This is a genomic window from Olsenella sp. Marseille-P4559 (genome assembly GCF_900605015.1).
In the GTDB taxonomy this organism is placed as follows: Bacteria; Actinomycetota; Coriobacteriia; order Coriobacteriales; family Atopobiaceae; genus Tractidigestivibacter.
In genome coordinates this window covers 339,312-360,903 of record NZ_LR027575.1, presented here as the reverse complement: position 1 = coordinate 360,903, position 21,592 = coordinate 339,312, and the positions used below count along the sequence as shown (strand labels likewise).

General features: G+C 61.5%; 22 protein-coding genes and 1 tRNA gene. 6 read left to right on the top strand and 17 right to left on the bottom strand.

Going from position 1 to position 21,592, the window contains the following annotated elements; translation table 11 throughout:
* Nucleotides 1-43: 43 nt before the first annotated feature.
* The 11 genes from ilvD to E0E00_RS13145 form a co-directional block, all read right to left on the bottom strand.
* Nucleotides 44-1,684: a dihydroxy-acid dehydratase gene (gene ilvD / locus E0E00_RS13195; RefSeq protein WP_130812999.1), complete on the bottom strand. Its 1,641-nt coding sequence runs from the start codon at nucleotides 1,682-1,684 to the stop codon at nucleotides 44-46.
* Between the two features lie 79 nt (nucleotides 1,685-1,763).
* Complete coding sequence (locus E0E00_RS13190) at nucleotides 1,764-3,140, bottom strand: PTS galactitol transporter subunit IIC (protein ID WP_130812998.1); 1,377 nt, start codon at nucleotides 3,138-3,140, stop codon at nucleotides 1,764-1,766.
* A 67-nt stretch (nucleotides 3,141-3,207) separates the two neighbouring features.
* Nucleotides 3,208-3,492 carry a PTS sugar transporter subunit IIB gene (locus tag E0E00_RS13185; protein WP_130812997.1) on the bottom strand — a complete coding sequence of 95 codons (285 nt, stop codon included), beginning with the start codon at nucleotides 3,490-3,492 and terminating at the stop codon, nucleotides 3,208-3,210.
* 50 nt (nucleotides 3,493-3,542) lie between these two features.
* Entirely contained in the window at nucleotides 3,543-4,004 is a 462-nt protein-coding gene (locus E0E00_RS13180; RefSeq protein ID WP_130812996.1) for a PTS sugar transporter subunit IIA, read from the bottom strand.
* Nucleotides 4,005-4,022: 18 nt separating this feature from the next.
* Nucleotides 4,023-4,652: a bifunctional 4-hydroxy-2-oxoglutarate aldolase/2-dehydro-3-deoxy-phosphogluconate aldolase gene (locus tag E0E00_RS13175; protein WP_130812995.1), complete on the bottom strand. Its 630-nt coding sequence runs from the start codon at nucleotides 4,650-4,652 to the stop codon at nucleotides 4,023-4,025.
* A gap of 385 nt (nucleotides 4,653-5,037) precedes the next feature.
* Entirely contained in the window at nucleotides 5,038-6,048 is a 1,011-nt protein-coding gene (locus E0E00_RS13170) for a phosphoglycerate dehydrogenase (protein ID WP_130812994.1), read from the bottom strand.
* 302 nt (nucleotides 6,049-6,350) lie between these two features.
* Nucleotides 6,351-7,241 carry an HAD family hydrolase gene (locus E0E00_RS13165; protein ID WP_165443705.1) on the bottom strand — a complete coding sequence of 297 codons (891 nt, stop codon included), beginning with the start codon at nucleotides 7,239-7,241 and terminating at the stop codon, nucleotides 6,351-6,353.
* Nucleotides 7,231-8,760, bottom strand: a complete 1,530-nt coding sequence (locus E0E00_RS13160; RefSeq protein WP_242622276.1) for a citrate synthase — start codon at nucleotides 8,758-8,760, stop codon at nucleotides 7,231-7,233. The genes E0E00_RS13165 and E0E00_RS13160 overlap by 11 nt, the downstream gene beginning before the upstream one ends.
* Nucleotides 8,761-8,834: 74 nt before the next feature.
* Complete coding sequence (locus tag E0E00_RS13155; protein ID WP_130812992.1) at nucleotides 8,835-9,131, bottom strand: ACT domain-containing protein; 297 nt, start codon at nucleotides 9,129-9,131, stop codon at nucleotides 8,835-8,837.
* Nucleotides 9,132-9,338: 207 nt separating this feature from the next.
* The gene (locus E0E00_RS13150) at nucleotides 9,339-9,839 is read right to left on the bottom strand and encodes a CarD family transcriptional regulator (protein WP_130812991.1); all 501 of its coding nucleotides are present in this window, start codon (nucleotides 9,837-9,839) and stop codon (nucleotides 9,339-9,341) included.
* A gap of 192 nt (nucleotides 9,840-10,031) precedes the next feature.
* Nucleotides 10,032-10,766, bottom strand: a complete 735-nt coding sequence (locus tag E0E00_RS13145) for a peptidylprolyl isomerase (RefSeq protein ID WP_130812990.1) — start codon at nucleotides 10,764-10,766, stop codon at nucleotides 10,032-10,034.
* Nucleotides 10,767-10,989: 223 nt separating this feature from the next.
* Here E0E00_RS13145 and E0E00_RS13140 point away from each other — a divergent pair, with 223 nt between their 5' ends.
* Nucleotides 10,990-12,753, top strand: a complete 1,764-nt coding sequence (locus E0E00_RS13140) for an adhesin (protein WP_130812989.1) — start codon at nucleotides 10,990-10,992, stop codon at nucleotides 12,751-12,753.
* Between the two features lie 100 nt (nucleotides 12,754-12,853).
* On the opposite strand, the gene E0E00_RS13135 is transcribed toward E0E00_RS13140, so the two are convergent.
* A complete protein-coding gene (locus E0E00_RS13135) occupies nucleotides 12,854-14,839 on the bottom strand; it encodes a subtype A tannase (RefSeq protein WP_130812988.1) in 1,986 nt (661 codons plus the stop codon).
* A gap of 68 nt (nucleotides 14,840-14,907) precedes the next feature.
* Nucleotides 14,908-15,855, bottom strand: a complete 948-nt coding sequence (locus tag E0E00_RS13130; protein ID WP_130812987.1) for a DegV family protein — start codon at nucleotides 15,853-15,855, stop codon at nucleotides 14,908-14,910.
* 142 nt (nucleotides 15,856-15,997) lie between these two features.
* On the opposite strand from E0E00_RS13130, the gene E0E00_RS13125 reads away from it, so the two are divergent.
* The 5 genes from E0E00_RS13125 to E0E00_RS13105 all read left to right on the top strand — a co-directional run bounded on the left by E0E00_RS13125 (nucleotide 15,998) and on the right by E0E00_RS13105 (nucleotide 18,324).
* A complete protein-coding gene (locus E0E00_RS13125; protein WP_130812986.1) occupies nucleotides 15,998-16,354 on the top strand; it encodes an acylphosphatase in 357 nt (118 codons plus the stop codon).
* A gap of 8 nt (nucleotides 16,355-16,362) precedes the next feature.
* Nucleotides 16,363-17,151 (top strand): DNA glycosylase, encoded by a 789-nt coding sequence (locus tag E0E00_RS13120; RefSeq protein WP_130812985.1) that lies wholly within the window; start codon nucleotides 16,363-16,365, stop codon nucleotides 17,149-17,151.
* On the top strand, nucleotides 17,148-17,402 hold the full coding sequence (locus tag E0E00_RS13115; protein WP_130812984.1) for a hypothetical protein: 255 nt from the start codon (nucleotides 17,148-17,150) through the stop codon (nucleotides 17,400-17,402). The genes E0E00_RS13120 and E0E00_RS13115 overlap by 4 nt, the downstream gene beginning before the upstream one ends.
* A gap of 537 nt (nucleotides 17,403-17,939) precedes the next feature.
* A tRNA-Phe gene (locus tag E0E00_RS13110) sits at nucleotides 17,940-18,015 on the top strand.
* Between the two features lie 123 nt (nucleotides 18,016-18,138).
* Nucleotides 18,139-18,324: a hypothetical protein gene (locus E0E00_RS13105; protein WP_130812983.1), complete on the top strand. Its 186-nt coding sequence runs from the start codon at nucleotides 18,139-18,141 to the stop codon at nucleotides 18,322-18,324.
* A 246-nt stretch (nucleotides 18,325-18,570) separates the two neighbouring features.
* Here the strand turns inward: E0E00_RS13105 and E0E00_RS13100 are convergent, their stop codons facing one another.
* The 4 genes from E0E00_RS13100 to E0E00_RS13085 are packed head-to-tail and all read right to left on the bottom strand — an operon-like array spanning nucleotide 18,571 to nucleotide 21,460.
* The gene (locus E0E00_RS13100; RefSeq protein ID WP_130812982.1) at nucleotides 18,571-20,646 is read right to left on the bottom strand and encodes an AAA family ATPase; all 2,076 of its coding nucleotides are present in this window, start codon (nucleotides 20,644-20,646) and stop codon (nucleotides 18,571-18,573) included.
* Nucleotides 20,633-20,863, bottom strand: a complete 231-nt coding sequence (locus E0E00_RS13095; RefSeq protein ID WP_130812981.1) for a hypothetical protein — start codon at nucleotides 20,861-20,863, stop codon at nucleotides 20,633-20,635. The genes E0E00_RS13100 and E0E00_RS13095 overlap by 14 nt, the downstream gene beginning before the upstream one ends.
* Nucleotides 20,860-21,258, bottom strand: coding sequence for a hypothetical protein (locus E0E00_RS13090; RefSeq protein WP_130812980.1), 399 nt, complete (start codon nucleotides 21,256-21,258; stop codon nucleotides 20,860-20,862). Before E0E00_RS13090 ends, E0E00_RS13095 begins: the two co-directional genes overlap by 4 nt.
* A complete protein-coding gene (locus E0E00_RS13085; protein ID WP_130812979.1) occupies nucleotides 21,251-21,460 on the bottom strand; it encodes a helix-turn-helix domain-containing protein in 210 nt (69 codons plus the stop codon). Before E0E00_RS13085 ends, E0E00_RS13090 begins: the two co-directional genes overlap by 8 nt.
* Nucleotides 21,461-21,592: the final 132 nt, after the last annotated feature.

Genomic DNA, 21,592 nt, shown 5'->3' with positions numbered 1-21,592 from the left:
CCGCCACCCGGGGCCTGAGCCCCGACCCAACAGTCCAGAAGCCTTAGCGCAGCACGGCTCCGGCCTTCGCGGACTCCACCTGTTCCGCATACCGCTTGAGCAGGTGCCCGCCATTCTCGCGGATGACAGGCTTCCATGTCGCACGGCGCGCGGCAAGCTCCTCGTCTGAGACATGCAGCTCTATGAGGTTCTTCGAGAGATCGACGTGGATCTCGTCCCCATCCCGAACCAGGGCGATTGCCCCGCCATCGAGGGCCTCTGGGCAGAGGTACCCAACGGAGAGCCCGCCCGAAGCTCCAGAGAAGCGTCCGTCGGTGATGACCGCGGAGTTGGGGATGCCCTTCATGATTTCGGTCACACGGTGCAGCTCCTTCATGCCGGGGCCGCCCTTCGGACCCTCGTAGCGCACGACGACGCCGGTGCCGGCCGTGATGGCATGCCGGTTGTACGCCGCAAACGCCTCCTCCTCGGAGTTGAACACTTGGGCACGACCAGTCCAGACATGCTGCCCCGCAGGCACGGCGCTTGTCTTCACGAGTGCACCCTCGGAGGCCAGGTTTCCATACAGCACCTGGATGCCGTTGCACACGGAAGCAGAGTCGTCCTGCGTGCGAATGACGGCACGGTCGACCTGCACTTCTCGGTCAAGGTTCTCGCCAAGGGTCCTTCCGGTGACGGTCATCACGGAAGTGTCGAGGTCTCCCTCGATGGTCTTGAGAACCGCCGGGACGCCGCCTGCCTTGTAGAGGTTGATGCAGCTGATGTCCCCGTTGGGGACCACATCGCACACGACCGGGGTTCGGCTGGTGATGTCCGCGACCTTGTCCCATGTGACCTCCAGCCCCAGCTCGCGGGCAAGGGCAGGCAGGTGCACCATGGCGTTGAGAGACCCACCGATGGAGGCAAGGAGCCTCACCGCGTTGTCGAGCGATGCTTGCGTCATGATGTCCGAGGGCCGGATGCCCCTGCGCACGAGGTCAACCACACGAGCACCGGTCTGACGTGCCGAGAAGCGCCGTTGGCTTGTAGAGCTTGGCCAAAGGGCACCGTACGGAAGCATCATTCCCAAGCCCTCGGAGAGGCACCCCATGGTGTTGGCGGTGCCCAGGAAGGGGCAGACGCCAGGCCCGGTGTAGTACCTGAGCGTACCCTCGATGACCTCGCGCTCCGTCGCCTCGCCGCGAAGGAAGCGCGCCCTCAGCGCCTTGGACTCGGACGGCCTGATCTCGTCATAGCAGGGACCAGCGGTAACGATGGCCGAGGGGAGGTCGATTCGCGCGGCGGCGTTGAGCATGCCGGGGATGATCTTGTCGCAGGAGCCCATGTAGACCACGCCGTCAAAGACGCCTTCGCCCACGATCATGGCCTCGCAGGAGTCCGTGATGAGGTCACGGTGGGGCAGGCAGTAGCGCATGCCGGGATGCCCCTGCGCAACGCCATCGCACATGCCAATCGTGTTGAACTCGATGGGCTCCCCACCCGCCTCGAGTATTCCCTTCTTGACCTCCGCCGCAAGCTGGCGCAATGGCTCGTGGCCGGGACATACCTCGTTCCAGCTGTTCGCAATGGCAATGAGGGGCCTGTCGGGATCCTCGAGCGAGTCGATGGAGATGCCGGCCGAGGCAAGGTGCGCCTTGGAGATTGCCCTCTGGAACGGCTCGAGCTGATCTATCTTGCGTTGCATATCTACTCCTTGCACGAAGGCGGACACTGTCCCTACGGCAGAATCCGCCTTTCGATCCGTCAGGGCAATGGGAATCCCACTACTCCTGAGCCTGCTCTGCGTATGCCTGAATCTTCTCCATGGTGACCTTCTCCTCGACAAACCACCACACGAAGGCAAACACCGCAACGAGAATAGCGATGCCGAGCCAAGGATTAGCGGAGATGCAGGTCCAGAAGACGATTGCAGTCTGGGTAAGAGACGGGCCAGCCATAGAAGCAATCTGGCCATCAAAAGCAAGACCGGCGGACTGAGCAAGCCCGGTCATGAACGGCGCGGCAGCGGTCCCAGCGTAGAGAATGGCCGCCATGACAGGAATCGACACGAGAATGGAGCGGAAGACATTGCCACGGCAGAGGGCCACAACCAGAGCCACTCGGAACGTGACAACAGCAAGGTCGGCAAGCGGCATCATGTGGTTGCCCGGAAGGATGAAGGCGAGAAGAATTGTGATGGGGATCATGATAAGGGCCGTGGTGATAACGTCAGGGTTTCCAACAACAACCGCCGCATCCAGTCCGATGGTCAGGGCCTTTCCACCAAACTTCTTGGAGGTGAACTCCTGGGCAGCCTCGGAGATGGGCATGAGACCCTCGACGAACATGGAGGTCATCTTGGGCATAAGCGCCATGACGGCAGCAACGTTAACTCCGGTGAGGACAACCTGGCTCCAAGGCAGCCAAGCAAGAAGACCCATTGCGCAGCCAAGAATGAAGCCAAGGATCATCGGGTCGCCAATGAAGCCAATCTTCTTCTGCACGCCCTTAATGGAGAAGCTGATGTCACGCACCCCGGGAATGCGGTCAATGAGCCAGTTGATAGGAGCCGCAATGATGATTGAGGAGATGTAGGAAACCGTAGGCAGGGAAACGTCGGGAATGCCGAAGAAGTGCTCGACAAGCGGCTGGGTCCAGTCGCAAAGCTTGAAGGAAATGATGGCCATCAGACCAGTTGCAACTAGGGCAAGCACGAAGTTGCTGGTCACAAAGAAGACGAGGATTCCGGCAATCATCATGTGGTGGTAGTTCCAGATATCAACATCCATGGTGTTGGTCTTCTTAAGGACAAGCATGAGGATGTTAATGCCCAAAATCTCGAACACCAAGAAGGCGACGATTGGTGACGCCCAAGTAACAGAAGAGACGGCACCCCAACCTACATCAGTCACGTCAAGGGACAGGCCAAAGTTGGTAACCATCCCCGATGCCGCAGGGGTCACAGCTGTCTTCAAGAGGTTTACAAGGAGGTTAATCCCAACAAAGCCACACGTAATGGTGATGCCGCACTGGAACGCCTTGGAGACCTTTAGTCTAAAGACCAGTCCAAGGACGGTAATAATCACGGGAAGCATCACGTATGCGCCTGCACTCAGGAAGGCTTGGAACGCGGCGTAGATGCCGTTAACAACAACGTCCATTCAGGATCCTTTTTCTCGGGAGTTCTGCCGTATCACTACTCCGCCCAGTCTCAAATGCAGCGGGCATTTAGTCCTTTACTGCCTGGTAAATCTGCTCGAGGGTCTTGTCGGCACCAATGCCAGTCAGAAGGCTGATGCCCATGATTACGGGCGTCTTGATGTCGGGATCGGAGAACTTGCCCGAAGTCACAATCAGGTCGTATCCATCGCCCTTGTCGTGTAGCTCAATCATTCTGCACTGATTGGTCTGAACATCCAAACCCTTAGACTTGCAGTAGTCTCTAATCTTGCTTGCGACTACGGTTGACGTTGCAACCCCATTGCCACACGCAACCAATATGCGCTTTGCCATTTCTAATCCCTTCCCTATCCGCGTACCATCACCATTACGTGCATCAAACCCTATGCAAGACTGCCTTTCAGCAGCTCGAAGGTCTCTTCTTTGCTACCAGAAGCGATGATTCTCTTCATGAGTCCTTGGTTTTGGATGAGAGAAACGACCTTCTGCAGCATGTCCAAATGCGCATGGGCCTCAACAAGGGCAAGCATGGCAACCAGCGACACCTTGCACGTTGAGTCAGGGTCATCCATCTTGCGCCAGTCCACAGGCTCCTTGAGTACCCCAACACATACGGCTGCCTTGTTCACGTTCTCCACGGCACAGTGCGGCATTGCGGCGTTTATACCTTGGACATCAAGAGCGGTTGGATAGTCAACCTCGCGCTCGGCGATGGCCTGTGGGTAACTCTCCTTTGCGTACCCCAGCTCTACGAGCCTACTTGCAAGTGCCTTCTCGACATCCTGATAGCTCTTGGCTCCGTCGAGAATCACAACGAGCTCAGGGCCAAATGCAACGTCTGCCATTCCGGATCCTCCTCTCTCCTACCAGCGGACCTTTTGCTCAAACGCCTCGATATCCGCCTTGAGCCCCGCGTCATCGGCTTCGATGATGTGCTTGGGGTCAAAGATCCCGGAGCCGATGCCTGCATAGCTGGCACCGTTGTCAAAGAACTCCTGGCAGTTGTCGCCATTCACCCCGCCCACGACCATGATGGGCATGGGGTTGAGAGGCGCCTGGATATCCCTTACGTACTTGGGGCCAAGGGTCCCCGCCGGAAAGACCTTCACGATGTCTGCGCCCATCTCGAACATGTTCCAGACCTCGGAAGGCGAGAAGGCCGAGGGGACGGTCATGAGGCCGTTTGCCTTGCAGATGCTAAAGATCTCCTGCGTGAAGCAGATGGGCGAGAGCGCAAAACGAGCCCCTGCCTCAACTGCGGCATTTGCCCGGACACTGGAGATGACGGTACCAGCGCCAACTAGAACCTCATCGCCAAATTCCCTGGAGACTCCCTCGATGATCTTCGCTGCGTCAGTCGTGTTCATGGCAACCTCGACGGCTCTCAGCCTAGTGCCAACCATGTTTTTTACTACGCATCGAACTTGCTCATACGTGTATCCCCGGAGAATGACCGTTACTTTGGGGAACTTGGTGATACTGGGGTCAATCACGTCATACCCTCCTGATTTGCATTGCGAGCATACGTTGAGACAATTGCATTAACTGTGCTTGTTAAGGAAATTTGACCACAATCTCACCATAAGTACAACCAGTATTTTTGAATGCGCATTTTTTGTATTAATTTGTGAGATTAAATGCCATTATTCATGGTATTTAAGAATTTTAAATGCATACTTTTTAATGATAGAGAGGTATATTCATCATTTCTTCATATTTTAAACGCCGAAATAATGCTTTTTTCGCTATTAATAGTGCATTAGTTTACCAAATAAATGCATAAATGAGGACAGTGCTCGTCAGCTGAGCCGACGCACGGGCTCGAAGAGTCCGGTCCTACCCATCTGGCACGGTAGATACCACAGGACAAGCCGTGGCCTACTGTTTCCCGGTGGACTGCCCCATCACAATCATCGACTCGTAGAGATGCTGAGGCGTAATGGGATCAGGGGGCTCCACCCCAGACTTCACAGCCAGTATGTTGTCCACCACGATATTGCCCATGCGACGGCTACTCTCGAAAGTATTCCCGGCAACGTGAGGTGTGACCAGCACATTGTCGTAGTCGTAGTAGGGCTGGTGCTCGGGCGGCTCCTTGGAGAACACGTCAATCGCAAAACCGGCGAGCGCGCCTGATTGGAGTGCGTTGTCGAGCGCACCGTGCCTAACGATTCCCGCTCGCGCCGTGTTGATGAGAATGGAGCCCGGCTTTACGAGCCTAAGCTCACGCGCCCCGAGAAGGTTCCTCGTCGATTCGTCCAAAGGCAAGTGAATGGTGATGATGTCAGACCTTCTCAACAGGTCGTTGAGGGTGGTGTAGACAACCCCGTAAACCGTGGCCTCATTGCGCTGGACAATGTCGTAGCCCAATATGTCCATGCCAAAGCCCATTGCTCGTCGGGCAACAGCGCAGCCAATCTGCCCCACCCCTATTATGCCGATGGTCTTCCCGTAAAGGCTGGTCCCAGTGAGTTTGGTCCAACCGCCGGAACGAGTGTCAATGACCATCTGCGAGATATGGCGCTCCAGGTCAAGGATGAGACCAAAGGTGAAATCTGCCGTCTCCTCTCGGTTGGAAGCCGGGGCATAGGTGACCTCGATACCCAGGTCACGTGCCTCGGCAATGTCAACGCCATCAAAACCGACGCCATACCGGGCAATGATGCGGAGCCTCTTCAGACGGCGAATGACGCTGGCGGGCAGGTCATCGTTGCCCAAGATAATTGCGCTGGCATCTCCCGCGAAGTCGAGCATCTCCTCCTTTGTGAGTGGGCGGCCATACGGGTTGAGGCGAACCTCGCAGCCGGCAGCCTTTAGCCGCTCGATGGGCTCGTCCGAGCCCCTGCCAAACGTAACTGCTGTGGAGCACACAATCCAGTTGGAACTCATATCATTCTCCGCAAGGACGCCTGAACCCATAGAGCCCGAGAGCAGCGCGCTGCTCTGCGTCACATTGTATGTGCCCGCACTGCCTGACGCAGCGCTTAGCCAAGGATTTGCAAACTCCGTCCATCAGGGCCTCTCGCCCGCTTGGATATCACTTCCCCGGCATCCTGCTTGCCGCATAGTCGGCAAAGCCTGGCAGGCAGAGGCTTGCGACGCCATCGAGAGTGGCAGATGTGCCAACCGCAACCCAACCGTTTGCCTCGACGTCTTGGCAGGGAGACAAGCGTCGCGGCGGGCGGCGCAATCTACGCCCCCAGCACGCCCTCCAGGTACGTCGCGAAGCCACTCTCGGCATTAGTCGCCGTCACGTGGTCCGCTTCGCCTCGCAGTGCGTCGCACGCGTTGCCCACGGCCACGCCATCCCCCGCCGCGCGAATCATCTCGAGGTCGTTGGGAGAGTCGCCAAAGGCCACGGAGGCCTCGACGGAAATCCCCAGGTACCCGCAGAGCCACGTGAGCGCCGCCCCCTTGGAGGCGCGGGCGTCGACGATCTCGATGGCGCTCCCGTACGAGCCGGTATAGCGCAGCGTGGGGTCACGCTCGACGGCAGTGCGCGCAGCCGCGCCAACCCCAGCCGCCCCCGGGACGTCCCCCCAGCACATGCCCACGCGCTCCACCAGCCCAGCCTCGCGCATGAGTCGCGGCAGCGGCAGCGTCGCAATCGTGCGCGACCGACGCATGTAGGCAAGCTGCACCTCAGAGAGGCCCAAACACCCCAGGAGGTCCCATCCCGCCTGGTCCACGTACACCAGCCCGTCGGCAAACACGTCGAAGGTCGCTCTGTCGAGAAGGCCCTCAACGCGCGAGAAGAGCAACAGCGCACGATTGACACCAACGGCGCAATCGAAGATCACGTGCCCTGACGGTGCCTCCACCACCACCGAACCATCGTCTGGCACGGCATAGCGTGTGGCCGGATGGCACCGGACCGCGGTCGGAATGGAGCTCCAAGCGCGACCCGTGCATGGCACAAACTCGATGCCCTCCTCGGCGAGACGGTCGAGCATGTCCATGTTGCGCGGCAGCAGCGTCTTGTCTGGGGCGAGGAAGGTATCGTCCATGTCGGCGAAGACGATGCGCGGCCGCACGCGGTTGCCAGAAGCACCACCCGAGCCGGGATGCCAGCTAGCGGCCATCCGTCTCGCCCTCTTCGACACCCGCGTCCGCAGCCGCGTCGCTCCCTGCTGCGGCTCCGCGCTCCGCCAGCGGCACATAGTCGCGCATGTCGAAGACCGAGCGGTACGCCGGTCGGATGATGCGGCCCGCACCGTAGAGCTCCTCCATGCGGTGCGCAGCCCAGCCGGCCACGCGAGCCATGGCAAAGATCGGGGTGTAGAGGTCCTTGGGCACACCCAGCATTGAGTACACAAAACCGGTATACATGTCGATGTTGGCGCAGAGGGGCTTTTTGGTCCCCTTCACGTCGCGCATGACCTGTGGCCCCAGGCGCTCGATGCTCTCGATGAGGTCGAGCTTGTCCTCGGCGCCCTTCTGGCGCGCGAGCTTGCGCGCGTAGCGCTTGACCAGCTGTGCGCGGGGATCGGAGAGCGTGTAGACCGCATGGCCCAAGCCATAGATGAGCCCAGTCTGGTCAAACGCCTCGCCTCGGACGATCTTCTCGAGATAGCCTGCAACCTCGTCGTCATTGGTCCAATCGGCCACGTGTGCGCCGATGTCGTCAATCATCTGGCCAACCTTGAAGTTGGCGCCGCCGTGCTTGGGACCCTTGAGCGAGCCCAGAGCGGCAGCGTAGGCGGAGTATGCGTCGGTGCCCGAAGACGACAGCACGCGCGTGGTGAACGTGGAGTTGTTGCCGCCGCCGTGCTCGACGTGAAGCGTGAGCATCACATCGAGCATCATGGCCTCTTCGTGCGAGAAGCCCTCGTCGCCGCGGAGCACGTCGAGCACCGTCTCGGCCATCGAGAAGCCCTCGCGCGCGGGCGGCACCACCAGACGGTCCTCGTTCATGGCAGCCTCGCTTGCGGCGTGCGCCACGGCAGCCGTGCGCGGCCAGCGGCCGAGAAGCGAGAGCGCCACGTCAATCTCGTGCTCAGGTGACGTGTCGTCAGGCATGGGGTCGAAGGCATACAGCAGGAGCGTCGCGCGCTGCAGCACATTCATGATCGAGTGGCTGTAGGTAGTGCGGGGGAAGATCGAGAGGTAGCCGTCGGGAAGCTGCCTGCGCGAGTCGATGCGGGCACGGAAGTCGTCCAGCTCGCCAGCCGTGGGCAGGTGCCCCGTGATCACAAGGTAGGCAACCTCCTCGTAGCCAAAGCGGTCCTCTCTCTGCGGACCTGCCACCAAGTCCTCGATATGGTAGCCGCGAAGGATGAGGTCGCCCTTGTCGGGCATAACAACGCCGTTCTCCTTGGCGTAGCCGTGCACGTTCGAGATGGTGGTGAGACCCACCAGCACGCCAGAGCCATCGGCGTTGCGCAGGCCGCGTTTCACGTCGTAGCGGCCGTAGAGGCCTCCGTCAAAGACGTCGGCGTCCTTGTAGCCCTCGTAGAGGCCATCAGAGACGGGAGGCCGTCCCAGCCCCTTGGAGGGCATGGGGTAGGCATCCACCACGTGGGTCATGGCGGAGGTGTCGAGCGTCGAGAGGATGGGCCCAAAGACCTCGTTCCTGCTGCGGTTTGTTTTGAAAAGGGGCATTGCCTAACACCTTTCTCTCCGCCCTAAAACGCGGGGCGAACGCAAAACTGGCCGTGTATTTGCGCGGATATGGGCTACAGGCGGTACATATAGTGGAAGACTTCCTCGCGCTGGATGCGAATCTGAACGCCCAGTCGCTCCGAGAGCGCGTCGAGAGCCCCCTTGAGTTCGGAGAAGTCCGTCTCGACCTCGGCCAGGTCCACGAGCATGGTCATCGTGAACGTGCCCTGCAGAATGGTCTGCGAGATGTCGAGGATGTTTACGGAACGCTCGGAGAGCTCCGTGGACACTGCTGCAACAATACCCGGGCGGTCATGCCCTAGGACGGTGATGATCGCGCGGTTCTTGTCTGTCTCGTCTGCGGTAGGCACGAACCCTCCTCGGTCGAGGCCATCTTGTATTTGGAGCTAATTCTACTCAAGAAGAGCGGCACAGGTCGCCTGCCACCGGGAATGGCAACGCAGCGGAAAGAATGCGCACGACAAGGGTCGCATACGAGAGAGCGCCGACCGCGCGTGGCGGCCGGCGTTGTGTGGGAGGCAGCCGGCGGCGGTTGCCGCGGAATCGTGCTTCTCTCGCTAGTTCTCCCCTTCTGCGGCGTCGAGTGCGCCCTGGAAGAGCGCCTGGACGTCCTCGGGCGTAGTGTCAAGCGCGACGGAGAGCTCCTGGAGCGAGCGGGCGGTTGCCAGCTTGAGTATGCGGTCGAATGCCACGGGTGGCTTCTTGTTGCGGGACTTGGCCTTGTCGATGCGCTCGCGGAAGGTCTTCGCGATGCGCACGGAATCTAGGCAGCTGCCACGGCGAATCTCGTCCTTGAAGTGCTGCTCTTCAAGGGTCCCACTATGCTCTGAGTACGGCTCCGCCTCCATGGTGGGATACTCGTCAATAATGGCGCGAGCCTCTTCGGCCGAGAGGACCGGACGCAGGCGAGACTCACTGGAGACAGGGTAGCTGATGCGCATGGGGCGGCGCTCACCCACGGGCATGAGCTGGTAGCAGGGGCTGGGACCATCCGTCACATCCTCGACGCGGCACACGCCCTGACCCGGATGGACAACATACTCACCAATCTCATACATGCAGAATCTCCTTTCTCATGTATGAGATTATAGCAGCATAGCAGCGTTTTTTATAGCTTTTTGATATACCCCTTGCCATATGGCGCAAAGGCCACTATTTTATTACGTTTATTTCGATGACGTGATGCACGATTTCCAAGATGTCGGATGGGCCGCGTACAGGCGCCGGGAGCAAAACCGCCAGCGCCGGCGTTAGTCCGCCATCGCGATGGAGGCAATCACCGGCTGGTCCCCGGCGGGAAGAATGCCGTTGGAATCTCCCTTGTCGGCCGTTGCGTCCACGATGGCGTCAACCACGTCCATGCCATCGGTCACGTTGCCGAAGGCGGCGTACTGCCCGTTGAGCGACGAGGCCGCCTTCTGAACGATAAAGAACTGCGAGCTGGCCGAGTTGTAATCCGACGAACGCGCCATCGAGATGGTGCCGCGCACGTGGGCAATGCTGTTCGTGACCCCATTGGCAGAGAACTCTCCCTTGATGGTTTTGTCAGAGCCGCCCGTGCCGTCGCCATTGGGGTCGCCGCCTTGAATCATGAAGTCCCTCACCACACGGTGGAAGGTAAGGCCGTTGTAGAAGCCCTGCTCGACAAGGCCGGCGAAGTTCGAGACGGTGATGGGCGCAACGTCGGCGTTGAGCGCGACCGAGATGGTGCCGTAATCCGTGACGTCGATGGTCGCGTGGTGGACGCCCGAGGCGTAGGTCCCCGTGGGCTGGCCGCTGGTGTCAGCGTCAGTCGAGACGCTGGTGGAGCCATCCGAGGAGGAAGTCGTCGAGCTTGTGCTGCTCTCGCCACCCGCGTCAGAAGGGGTGCCGCAGGCGGCAAGCGAGAGCGACGCCGCAACAAGCGTCAGGGTCAAGAATCCCCGCCTGGTAAGGGCTGTGGCTGTCGTACGTGCGCTGTTCTCGCCGAACGTGTCCTGATCCATGTGCGTGCCAATCGTCTGGGTGTGCCGTTTCCTCCGCTAACAATAGCAGGAGACAGAGGGACAGCCCCCTTGTCTCACTTCAGTATTCACACAGGGACCTTTGAGAGTTGATTCAACATTATGCCCACGTGCTGTCGATGCGCCCACGACGCGGGAGCCCAGCCCTTGGCTGGACATACTGAGGCCAGGGAACGTTGCCAGACCACATCATAGGAGGTCCGGGATGAGAAGAGACAATATGGGGTGTGTGGACCAGATCGTACACAAGGCAGGCATCGCAGTTGTCACAGGAGCGCTGCTCCTCTCGCTTGCTCCCCTACCCGCGCTGGCAGCGGGCTCCAGTACCAGCGGCTCCGGCGCCGAAGCGAGCCAAACCGCCCCGTCGGGACAGCCGCCCTCCGGTGGAGGCGAGGCACCCGGCAACGGAGGTGCGCCCGGCGACGCAGGCGGCGGAGCCAACACGATGACCTACGACTACACGGGCGCCCTCTGCGGCACCCTCGTGGCCAACGGAGACACGCAGGAGGCCTCAAGCCAGACCATCACCGCGACCGATGCAGACGTCAACGCGGCGCTGGCCGAGGACGGCGGCACACTCGCGCTCTCCGGCGTCACGCTCGAGAAGTCCGGCGACGACACCAACGGCGACAACTGCAACTTCTATGGCGTGAACTCAATCCTTCTCGCCGTGGGCGATGGGACAACCGCAAAGGTCTCAAACTCCAAGCTCAATGCCACAAGCGAGGGTTCCAACGCAATCTTTGCCACCGACGGCGCAACCATCTACGCAAACGGCGACACCATCACGACCTCGGCCGACAACTCGCGTGGCCTTGATGCCACCTACGACGGCACCATCATCGCGAACGAGATGGGCATCTCGACCGAGGGCGACCACTGCGCAAGCATCGCCACCGACCGTGGCGGCGGCAACATCTCGGTCACCAGCTCCACGCTCTCGACTGCGGGGTCCGGCTCGCCTCTGCTCTACTCGACCGGCGACATCGAGGTCTCGGGCGTGACGGGCACCGCCACCGGCAGCCAGATCGCCGGCATGGAGGGGCTCAACACCATCCTCATCAACAACTCGACGCTTTCGAGCACCATCACCGAAAAGACCGCTTCGGACCCCGTGGCCAACGCGGTCATCATCTACCAGTCCACCTCGGGTGACGCCGAGTCGACAACCGGCGAGGCAGCATGCTTCCAGGCGGTTGGCTCCAAGCTCTCGAGTGCCATCCAGTCTGGGTCGTTCTTCTACGTGACCAACACCACGGCAAACATCCTGCTTGAGGGTACACAGCTCGATTACGACTCTTCGGCAGCCAACCTCATCCAGATCGAGGGCAACGACTCCAACAACTGGGGTACGGCTGGCTCCAACGGAGGCACGGCAACGCTGACGCTTGCGGATGAGAATGTCAGGGGCAACGTGAGCGTGGACACGACCTCCTCGTTGGCGCTCTACCTTACAGACAGCAGCACCTGGACGGGCGCGGTCTCGATCACTGAGAACGCCAATGGTTCTACCAGCGACTCCCCCATCACCGTAAACGTAGACGACGGGTCAACGTGGGTTGTGACGGCAGACTCGACCGTCTCGGCGCTCAACGTGGCCTCCGGCGGAAGCGTGGTGGACGAGAGCGGCAAGACCGTGACAATCGTGGCCAACGGCCAGACCATGGTCCAGGGCACCTCCGACCTCACCGTCACCGTGACAGGCGCCTACTCCACGACCTACGACGGCACGGGCGCATCGACTGCCAGCACCGACCTCATCGACCGCAGTACCTTCGACGCGGAATGCGGCACGAGCACCACATTTGCCATGGGCGACTCAGACATCACCGCTGCCACCACTGTGTCGGACACAGCGCAGGATGGCACTGCAACCTCGGAGGAACCCACCGCAAGCGGCTCCACGAGCACGGGCAACGTCTTTCTCGACATCTGGAACGCAATCGTCGATTTCTTCTCAGGCAGGTAGGCTGTCCCTCCTCTTCCCCAGCCTTGCTGCCATGCACATACGCCCCCGGTATCCCACCTACCGGGGGCGCACTCATGAGACAAGGGGACCGTCCCTTGTCTCATGCGCAGCAGGAGGCGATCCAGGCGAGAAGGTTGTCGTTCGCGGTGCCCGAGCGCTCGGCCATCACGTGGCCCTGACCCCACACGGGCACGTAGGACACATCCTCGACCCCGCTAAAGTGGCGCAGTGCCAAAGCCAGGTTGGCCGAGACGGCAAGCGGCGTCGTGGTGTCAAAGACGCCGTCGCTGATGCGCCAATGCGGCGCCACCGCACCCGTGCCATAGCCTGCGTAGGTGCCACTCAGGAAATAGAGCGGGTTGAACATCGAGACGCGTGTGACCATGTCGGTGTCGAGGGAGTCGGTCTTCTCGAGGTCGTCCTGCCAGGCCGTAGCAAAGGGCCCGTCCCAGCCCTGGAGCGTGGCGTAGCTGTCCGCGTTTGCCGCCACGCGATTGCCAACGATCTCGTCAAAGTGCAGGGTGCTCTCCTCGCCAATGCCAAAGAGCTGGTTGGTCTTGGTGGAGCGGTCAGCAGCGTCGAAGGCGGGAACCGAAGCCTCGGCGGGGCACAGATGCGTCGAGAAGTCGCGCAGGCTCGAGATCGAGACCGTCTGGCGGCTCACGTTGTAGTTGATCCACCAGTAGTCGGAGTTCAGTGCCGAGAAGTAATTCTGCACGGTGTCGTAAATGGTGGACTGCACCTGCGTGGTCCCCGTGGGGAGCGTCGTGGTCGTGGTTGTCGTAGTCGTCGTGGTCGCGTCTGTCGACTCCGTGGTCTCCGTGCTGCCGTCGGCCGATGTCTCTGCCGAAGACTGCGCCTCTGCCGAGGACTGGGCTCCCTGTTTGGCCGCCGCCACGGCAGCCTCTGACGCTCGCGTGGTCGCAAGGTTGGGATCGCCGGGAAAGGTTGGGTCGTCGATACGCTGCGGTGTGTACGTGTACGGGAACGTGGTGTCCGAGACAAAGTTGGTCGCAGACTCGTCGAGGATGGAGAGGATCTGGCTCGCGTAGGAGCCCAGCGTGTAAACGCTGCCCTCCGACTCGTCGAGCGTGAGCTGGGAGTCATCGGAATCGCGTAGGTCCATCGCGTTGATGTAGCTGGCGTAGTCTGCGGCAAGCCCCTGTGAGAGAGCTGCAGTCCATGTGCCGTCGGCGCGTGTGGCCGCGGTCGAGAACTGCCCCATCATCCACTCGTAGGAGGCGTCGGCAGTGTCGAAGGAGGTAACGGGGCACCATGAGGCGCTGCCAAAGATGGCGTCGGAGACCGTGTTGCCTTCGGCGTCGTGCGTGATGGCGCCAATGGAGTCCAGGTAGGGCTGGTAGGCCTCCGCATCACCGGCAGAGCCGAGGAGCGCGCTTACGCCGCCGCCCGCCGAGAAGCCAAACGAGAAGACCCGCGACGCGTCACAGGGGAGCACGTCCTTGTTGTAGCGCAGGTAGCGGATGGCAGCCTTGAGGTCCACCACCGGCCAGGGGGCGCCTCCGGGATAGAGGTCGGTCGAGCCGTTCGAGGAGTCGTAGCCGGCACTTCTCCCGCGAAAGCCCGCATAGACGTAGATACAGCCGGCATCGAGGAAGGTGCCCAGCCCGTCATAGCCGTACTTGGTGGGACTCGCCTGCGGGGAGAGCGTGCCGCTGTTGATGGGCAGAAGGATGGGCGCCGTCGACGGCGTGAAGCCACCCACCACGGCCTTATCGTTTATGGTGCAGGAGTAGGTGTCGCCTTTCTTCTCGGCGGTGAAGTACTTGCCGGGGACGAAGATCGCCAGGGATTCGTAGGTGGTCGTGGCGGGCTTCAGGCAGTACGTAAGGCCAAGCTGGTAGTAGACGTCGTTGTCTGCATCGTACTTCCAGGCAGTGGTGTCGAGCGCCAGGCTCTTGAACTCGCCCAGGTCAACGTTCTCCGCGGGCTGCAAGGTCGAATCGACCGACTGGTCTGTGGTGTCACTAGGCTGCTGCCGCGTGGGAGCGCTGCAGGCAGCAAGGCCCACGCTCGCCGCACCAGCCGATGCAAGCTCGAGGAATTCCCTTCTTGTCCAGCTCATTGCAGACCTCCCCTGGATGCGATGGGGCGCGCTGCCCCAGAAAACGTGATTGGTGTGGCGAGACGTGCCTACTTGGCCGACTTGCCCTTGTTCTTGGCATCGTTGTACCTGTCATCGCGACGGTCCGGACCCCAGAAGCAGCAGGAGTACATGCCGGGCCCAACGTGGCAGCCGATGGTTGGGCCAATGGTGGAGCGATAGACCTTGAGCGCGTGCTCGGACGGCTTGAGTATGCGGGCGAGCGAGTCACCGTCGGCCACGCAGTCCGCGTCGCCAATGGCCACCACATGGCCGAGGTAGGACGAATCGTGGAGCTCCTCGTAGAAGTCGGCCATCTTGCGCATGGCCTTCCTGCGCCCGCGCGCCATGCCCATGATGGCCAGCGAGCCGTCGAGGTTAAAGGTGAGAAGCGGCTTCACGTCGAGAAGACCGCCCACCACGGCAACCGACTTGGGGATGCGTCCGCCGCGGTGCAGCGCGTCGAGGTTGTCCACCATGAAGATGGTGTGCGCGTGGAAGCGCGCATCCTCGGCCCACGTGACAATCTCCTCCGCGGTCATACCCTGGTCGCGCTTCTCGACGGCAGCGTGGACAAGTAGGTTCTGCGTGGTGGAGCCGATAAGGCAGTCAATAACGTAGATGGGCGTAGGGAGCGTGCCGCCGTGCCTCTCGCGCACGCGCTCAAGGGCCGTAACGGCACCGTTATACGCGCCGGAGATGCCGCTGGAGAGGGCAAAGTGGACCGTGGGGACACCGGAGGCAATGGCCTTCTCGAACGCCTCCTCGTAGGCCATCTGCGAGGGCTGCGAGGTCATGGGGCAAGCGCCGTTCTCGATGGCGGAGTAGAACTCATGGGCGGTGCGGGACTGGAAGAGGTCATCGACACCCGAGAGGCCACCGTCGGGCTTGCCGGCCTCGGTGTAGGTGAACGAGAGGCACGTGATGCCCGCCTGCTCGACCTCCCCGACGGAAAAGTCGCAGCACGAGTCCGTCATGATGTTGCACTTGGTCGCCATGTGGTCTCCTCAGTTGCCCTTGATATCCGGGTAGTATTGTAAGCGTACCCGTGTACGCGGGCTGCTGCGCAGGCAACAACCACGAGAAATGGAAAGCCGGCAGGGGGCTTGGTGACGCAGGCGGGCGTTCGAGGGAGGTACCATGTTTGGGAAAAGGCACGAGGGCAGGCGAAGGGACAACGCGACGACTGGCGGCGCAGCGGCGGCTGGCGGCGGTGGCACGCGGCGCATCCGCGTGCGCTTCGTGGGCCAGGTCCAAGGCGTGGGCTTTAGGTGGACCAGCCAGCGCGTGGCACTTGATCTTGGACTCACCGGCTGGGTGAGAAACGAGCCGGACGGTTCCGTGAGCATGGAGCTCCAGGGGCCGGATGAGACTGTCTCCACGTTCTTCACGCGCCTCCTCGAGAGCTACCGGCGTTTCCCCATCCGCTACTCCATCGACGCCAAGGAGGACATCGCGCCCGTCCCGGACGAGACCGAGTTCTCCGTGCGCTTCTAGGCGTCTCCATGGCGACGATTGAGACCGCGCTTTTCTCGCTTGATGCCGTTGCCGCATCGGGTCAGGTCTTCACGTGGCGGCAGGTCGAGAATGGCTGGCTCGTGGCCAGCGGTCACAGGCGCTGCCTGCTCTCGCAGAAGGGCGGTGCCGAGCAGGGCGCGGTGTGCGTGCGACGCGCCAACGGGGAAGACGTTGAGGTCGGCGAACTTGCCTTCTGGTGCCACTACCTGGCCCTCGACGTGGATTACGAGAAGATTCTGGGCGAGCTTGCGATGCCTGACGAGGTGATTCGCGTGGGCGCTGGAATCCGGGTGCTTGCGCAGAACTGGTGGGACACTACCGTGAGCTTTGTTGTGTCGCAGAACTCGAACATCGCACGCATACAGAGGACGATGGACGCACTGCTCGACGCGGGTGCGGGATACGTCCCTGGACCAGGCGAGCTGGCGGCGCTTCTCGCCGACGAGTCGTTTGCCGAGGGACTCAAGCTGGGATACCGCAGGCCCTACCTTGAGGCGCTTGCCGAGCGCGCGGCCACGTGGCATCCCATGCGGCTTGACCGTAGCGACGTCACGCTCGAGGAGTCCATGGAAGAGCTCGAGGAGAGCGCAGGCATTGGTCCTAAGGTGGCAAGTTGCATCTGCCTCTTTGGGTTGGGATATCTCGAGGCAGTGCCGCGTGACACCTGGATCAAGCGAGCCGAGCGCGAGTACCACGTGACGTGGGACCCGGTGTGGGGCGGAATCCAGCAGCAGTTCGTATTCGCGTGGATGCGCGAGAAGGGGCGCGAGAGATGAAGGTTGTCAACATCCTGGAGATTGCGGACGTCAACGAGGCACTGCTCAACGCAGGCATTCCCGCGCGCGTGCGGCTGCGCGATGCGTGCGGTGGACAGTCGCTCTGGGTAGAGGTGAGCCGCGAGGCAGTTGCCGAGAAGGACGAGGCGGCGGTGCTGGCATCGGCGCGCGAGGTTGTGAGCTCGTACTTCGTGGGGCGCACGAAGCCCGTGGCATTCGACGAGGACGGAAAGTCGTTTCGGCTTGCATAGGGGCCGGGCGGCGGGAGTGCCGGCGTTGCAAACCGCGGAGTCTCACCGCTTGGGCATCGCTGGCCGTCCAAAATCTCGCTGCTGGCAGAAAAGTGCCATCGTGTGTACGCACAACTGGGATTTTCTGCCCAATTGACCCTTTCATAGCCGCCGTGTGGCAGAAAAGTGCTGTCGTGCGTACGCACAACCCCAAATCGTTGACGTGTCTCTCTCGCCCAACTGGGCAAACGCCGAAGCCTTGTCAGGAATTGTCAGTCGTGCGTACGCACAACGGACCTGTTCTGCCATAACATCTCAGTCAAGGCCCCAACCTGCCAGTTTTTCTCCGTCGTGCGTACGCACGATGGCCAACCTCTGCCACACAAGCGCCATCAGTGCTGAGAGACCCAGGGAATCCAACAAGCAAGCCATCCCCAAAGCCATCAGGCCCAGTTCCAAGCCACAGCACAACGATGATTTTCTCGTTTGGCGAAACTTTGGCGTTGACGTCTGCTTCCGGTTTGATATAGTAAACGAGCTTGCAAGAGCAAGCCTTTTGGCTGGGTAGCTCAGTTGGTAGAGCAGGGGACTGAAAATCCCCGTGTCAGGGGTTCGATTCCCTTCCCCGCCACCATAAGAAAGGCCCCCGTACCTGCGTAAATGCGGTGCGGGGGCTTTGCTTCGGGGCGCTTGGTTACTATGCTGGTTACCACATTGGTTACCACATTCGCGGTTTCCCTTCGCGAGGGAGGCGCTGATGGCAGTCTCGGAGGCCCAGAAGAGGGCCAGCGAGAGGTACCGCAAGGAGAGCGTGAGGCAGCTGACCACACGCTTCTACCCCACAGAGGCAGACCTCTGGGAATGGCTGTCCGCACAGCCCAACAAACAGGGGTACATCAAGCGGCTCATACGCGAGGACATGGAATCCCACACGAACAAATGACTAGGCGCGGGTGAAGCTTCTAGTGGGAAATTTTTTACTTCGGGCCAGCCAGTCAAAATTCGTGGAGGGGCCGCCGGTCCACGCGGATTATTTCAGAGGGGTGGTCGGGTAGTGGGGGGTACGTGGATGGATGGATGTCTACCGCTAAAGAGTAGAGCGTCCATCCGTCTATGGACGCTCCCTCCTGTGGGATATTCAGAAGTCATTCGCGGACGGATGGATGGACGGTAGCCCCTTAAGCGGTTGTCATCCATCCACGGCCACTACGGTCTTGCTGCCCTTGTCCATGACGAACGGCATTCTATCGAAGCTGGGCTGGAACCACTTCTCCAAGGTGCTCTCTGATGTTCTGTCTACGCCGTATTCCGAGTGGTTTGCGGTGCACCAGTTGACCACATACCCCCTCGTGGGTTCCGCTCCCTCGGCCTCAGCGGCAGCAATGGCAGCCTCTACCATCGCCACCTTCTTGGCCCAGTTGCGTTCTGCGCGCTCCTCGTTCGCTTTCTTCGCGTGCCTGCCGTTGGCCTGCGGGCTTCCCGTGACATAGAAGTCCGCGAGGTTCCCGTCTGTGACTGGCACCAGCCGTGGTCCGCCGAACAGGAAGTCCACGTCCTCGTCATCCTCCGCGTTGCGCATGACGCAGGACAGGCGGCGCGGGTGAAGCTTCTTTGCGCTTGCCTGCGAGATGAACTCGCTGTCGGGGTCGGCGTCCAGGTGGTTGAGCGAGAACACGTTGTCTACGAACCGCGAGGAGACGCCAGAGCCTGCGCCACGGTCTATGACGGACTTCTGGCCTGCCGCTCCCTTCGCCTGGTGGTGCACAAGCCACACCCCCGAGCACCCGCCCTCCGTGAGGAGGCGGTCGAACTGCCTCATCATGGGCTGCATAGTCTGTGCCGAGTTCTCGTCGCCCCCGTTGAGCATCATATAAAGGCAGTCGAGCACTACGAAGTCACCTGCTGACACCATGCACAGCAGGTCGTTTGTGGCGCTCTCTGCGTCCGCTGCGCTCCTCACTGCCTTGCTCCTCGGCTCCCACATGAAAAGAGCCTGTGCGTCGCGGTCGATGCCCCGTGCGCGCCATATCCCACGCATCCTCTTCCTGAACATGTTGTCGTGGATCTCTAGGTTGAGGTACCAGACCCTGACAGGCCCAGAGACGCACTCGTGCCCGAGGAACGGGATTCCTGCCGCGAGTGACGCTGCCAGGTGCATGGACACCCACGACTTGCCTGCCTTGGACGCGCCGTAAAGAATCGACTTCTCTCCGCTCCTGAGAAGCCCGGCTATGAGTTCGGGGTCCTCTGGCACGTCATCGTCTATCCACCCCATGAGACTTCTCCACTCTCCTTTTGTGGCTGTGCCTGCCGCTGGCTCTCTCGTGGTGTGGCGCTCGGAGTAGCACTCGCGGCACGTTGTCACCGCATCGTGAATCGTCATCCAGCCATAGGTGTGTTCCCCGTCATGAACCTCGTCCCACTTGTCGCGCATGAGACCAGAGCGGCGGAAAAGCTCGTCCACCATGGCCTCGTCGCGGTCGCAATAGTACGCGAGGTGGTTGCACAGCGCCTGGTCAGCCGCAGAGTGGTCCCCGCCGTGGGACGACGTATCCCCCTCCCACAGGCGAGATATATCGCCCCACTTCGAGCTTCGGCGCATGCGGTCCATGACTGTCTCCGCGCCTGGCGTCGCACCTTGGGCGGGATGCTGCGGCACAAGCGTATCCACGGCCACAACCTCGCTATCCCAGTCCAGCTCCTCCCGCACCGTGCTCGCGGGTCGTGACGGCCCCTCCTGCGGCTTGGCGATGTAGCGGGCGTGGACTGCCTCCACGGCCTCCTGGCGGTCGTTGATTGAGCCGTGGCCCTCGAACACGTTGCCTGTCATGCGGAAGTAGCGCAGACGGCCGTACATTTCTATTGCCGTACCGTCATCGTTTGTGCGCTTGTTCCTGCCCTCGGGCTTCTCCGCCCGCGCTATGAGGTGCAGCCCCGAGCCGCTCGGGCTGACCTCGGTGTAGGTGTCCAGTGAGTCAACTATTGCGCGGGCCTCCTGCGTGAGCGTGCCGCCCTCGCCTATCACATGGTCCAGGTCAATCCCACAGAAGGGGTCATCGGCGGCGAACTCGTACCCCACGCCCCCGCCGTGCCCCGTGGCCCACGCCACGGCTTCCTCGAACGTGCCCCACGTTGTAGGGTCGTTTGCCTTGACGCTGCGGCCCGTCTTGGGGTCTATCGGCACCTTGTCGCCGTCGCGGTGGCACACCCACTGGGGGCGCTCCCTCATCTCCTGTGGGATGTTCTCGATGCTATCCGGCGTCATGCGCGGCCACCTTCCGGTCGCCGTCCTCGCGCCTCAGGAGGTAGGTCCCCGAGGGACAGGCGAGGATAGACTTGGGCACCTCGGCAACCACCCCCGCCATGCTGCAAGCGTCGCGGTCATATCCCCTGCACCCCGTTGAGCAGGGGCACTCGAACACGAGGGTGAGCCTGGGGTAGACGAAGCCCGCGCCGCGTTCACCCCTCCGTGCGGCACTCATCGTGCCACCTCGCCGCAGAGGCCGTCGTAGGCGCTTGCCCTGCGCTCCACAAGGGGAGAAAGCTCGGGGTGCCTCGCCGTGAGGATTCTGCTGAGGGCCGGGATCAGGGTGTTGTTCACCGTGGTGTGCCCACCCGCCGCGTTGGTGAAGTCATGCCAGCGCACGAACTCGAACAGCTCCTGTGGGCTGACCATTAGGCCTCTTGAAGCACGCGACAGTGCCTCCTGCTCGACGTAGGCCCATGCCGTGGGGTTGTCCTCCACCCACGCGAGGGCCTGTGCCATGCGCTCGCGTGCCTTATTGGCTACCATCGTCTGCGAGGGGGTTCCCATCTCCTCGTCCTTGGCCTCCGTGGTGGCTGCAACCGCCCCGGGGGCCTTCCTCTGACTACTCATGGGGCATCGCCCCCGCCTCGGTCAGGCCCAGCTTCTCCATGAGCGCCTGGCGGTTGATGTGCCAGCACTTGCCCAGCTTCACGCCCCTCAGCTCGCCGCGCATGCACAGCGCCCGCACATGCTTGCCCGAGCAGCCTATGAGCCGCGCCGCCTCGTTGGCGCTCATCATCGGTCCTTGTGCCACTGCCCGCGTTCGTTCCATGGTGGAACCTCCGTTCCTCTGCCCCTCGCGGAATTGCGGGGGCTTCTGGAACGGAAGATACGACACGCGGGAGGGCGAGACAAGCTGTCTACCTGCTGTTATGTACTCACGATAGCCAGCGAACAGTAGTTT

Bases quoted from the DNA above. Each gene is read 5' to 3' on its own strand.
- ilvD (WP_130812999.1), bottom strand. From the start codon at position 1,684: ATGCAACGCAAGATAGATCAGCTCGAGCCGTTCCAGAGGGCAATCTCC.
- E0E00_RS13190 (WP_130812998.1), bottom strand. From the start codon at position 3,140: ATGGACGTTGTTGTTAACGGCATCTACGCCGCGTTCCAAGCCTTCCTG.
- E0E00_RS13185 (WP_130812997.1), bottom strand. From the start codon at position 3,492: ATGGCAAAGCGCATATTGGTTGCGTGTGGCAATGGGGTTGCAACGTCA.
- E0E00_RS13180 (WP_130812996.1), bottom strand. From the start codon at position 4,004: ATGGCAGACGTTGCATTTGGCCCTGAGCTCGTTGTGATTCTCGACGGA.
- E0E00_RS13170 (WP_130812994.1), bottom strand. From the start codon at position 6,048: ATGAGTTCCAACTGGATTGTGTGCTCCACAGCAGTTACGTTTGGCAGG.
- E0E00_RS13165 (WP_165443705.1), bottom strand. From the start codon at position 7,241: ATGGCCGCTAGCTGGCATCCCGGCTCGGGTGGTGCTTCTGGCAACCGC.
- E0E00_RS13160 (WP_242622276.1), bottom strand. From the start codon at position 8,760: ATGCCCCTTTTCAAAACAAACCGCAGCAGGAACGAGGTCTTTGGGCCC.
- E0E00_RS13150 (WP_130812991.1), bottom strand. From the start codon at position 9,839: ATGTATGAGATTGGTGAGTATGTTGTCCATCCGGGTCAGGGCGTGTGC.
- E0E00_RS13145 (WP_130812990.1), bottom strand. From the start codon at position 10,766: ATGGATCAGGACACGTTCGGCGAGAACAGCGCACGTACGACAGCCACA.
- E0E00_RS13140 (WP_130812989.1), top strand. From the start codon at position 10,990: ATGAGAAGAGACAATATGGGGTGTGTGGACCAGATCGTACACAAGGCA.
- E0E00_RS13135 (WP_130812988.1), bottom strand. From the start codon at position 14,839: ATGAGCTGGACAAGAAGGGAATTCCTCGAGCTTGCATCGGCTGGTGCG.
- E0E00_RS13130 (WP_130812987.1), bottom strand. From the start codon at position 15,855: ATGGCGACCAAGTGCAACATCATGACGGACTCGTGCTGCGACTTTTCC.
- E0E00_RS13125 (WP_130812986.1), top strand. From the start codon at position 15,998: ATGTTTGGGAAAAGGCACGAGGGCAGGCGAAGGGACAACGCGACGACT.
- E0E00_RS13120 (WP_130812985.1), top strand. From the start codon at position 16,363: ATGGCGACGATTGAGACCGCGCTTTTCTCGCTTGATGCCGTTGCCGCA.
- E0E00_RS13115 (WP_130812984.1), top strand. From the start codon at position 17,148: ATGAAGGTTGTCAACATCCTGGAGATTGCGGACGTCAACGAGGCACTG.
- E0E00_RS13105 (WP_130812983.1), top strand. From the start codon at position 18,139: ATGGCAGTCTCGGAGGCCCAGAAGAGGGCCAGCGAGAGGTACCGCAAG.
- E0E00_RS13100 (WP_130812982.1), bottom strand. From the start codon at position 20,646: ATGACGCCGGATAGCATCGAGAACATCCCACAGGAGATGAGGGAGCGC.
- E0E00_RS13095 (WP_130812981.1), bottom strand. From the start codon at position 20,863: ATGAGTGCCGCACGGAGGGGTGAACGCGGCGCGGGCTTCGTCTACCCC.
- E0E00_RS13090 (WP_130812980.1), bottom strand. From the start codon at position 21,258: ATGAGTAGTCAGAGGAAGGCCCCCGGGGCGGTTGCAGCCACCACGGAG.
- E0E00_RS13085 (WP_130812979.1), bottom strand. From the start codon at position 21,460: ATGGAACGAACGCGGGCAGTGGCACAAGGACCGATGATGAGCGCCAAC.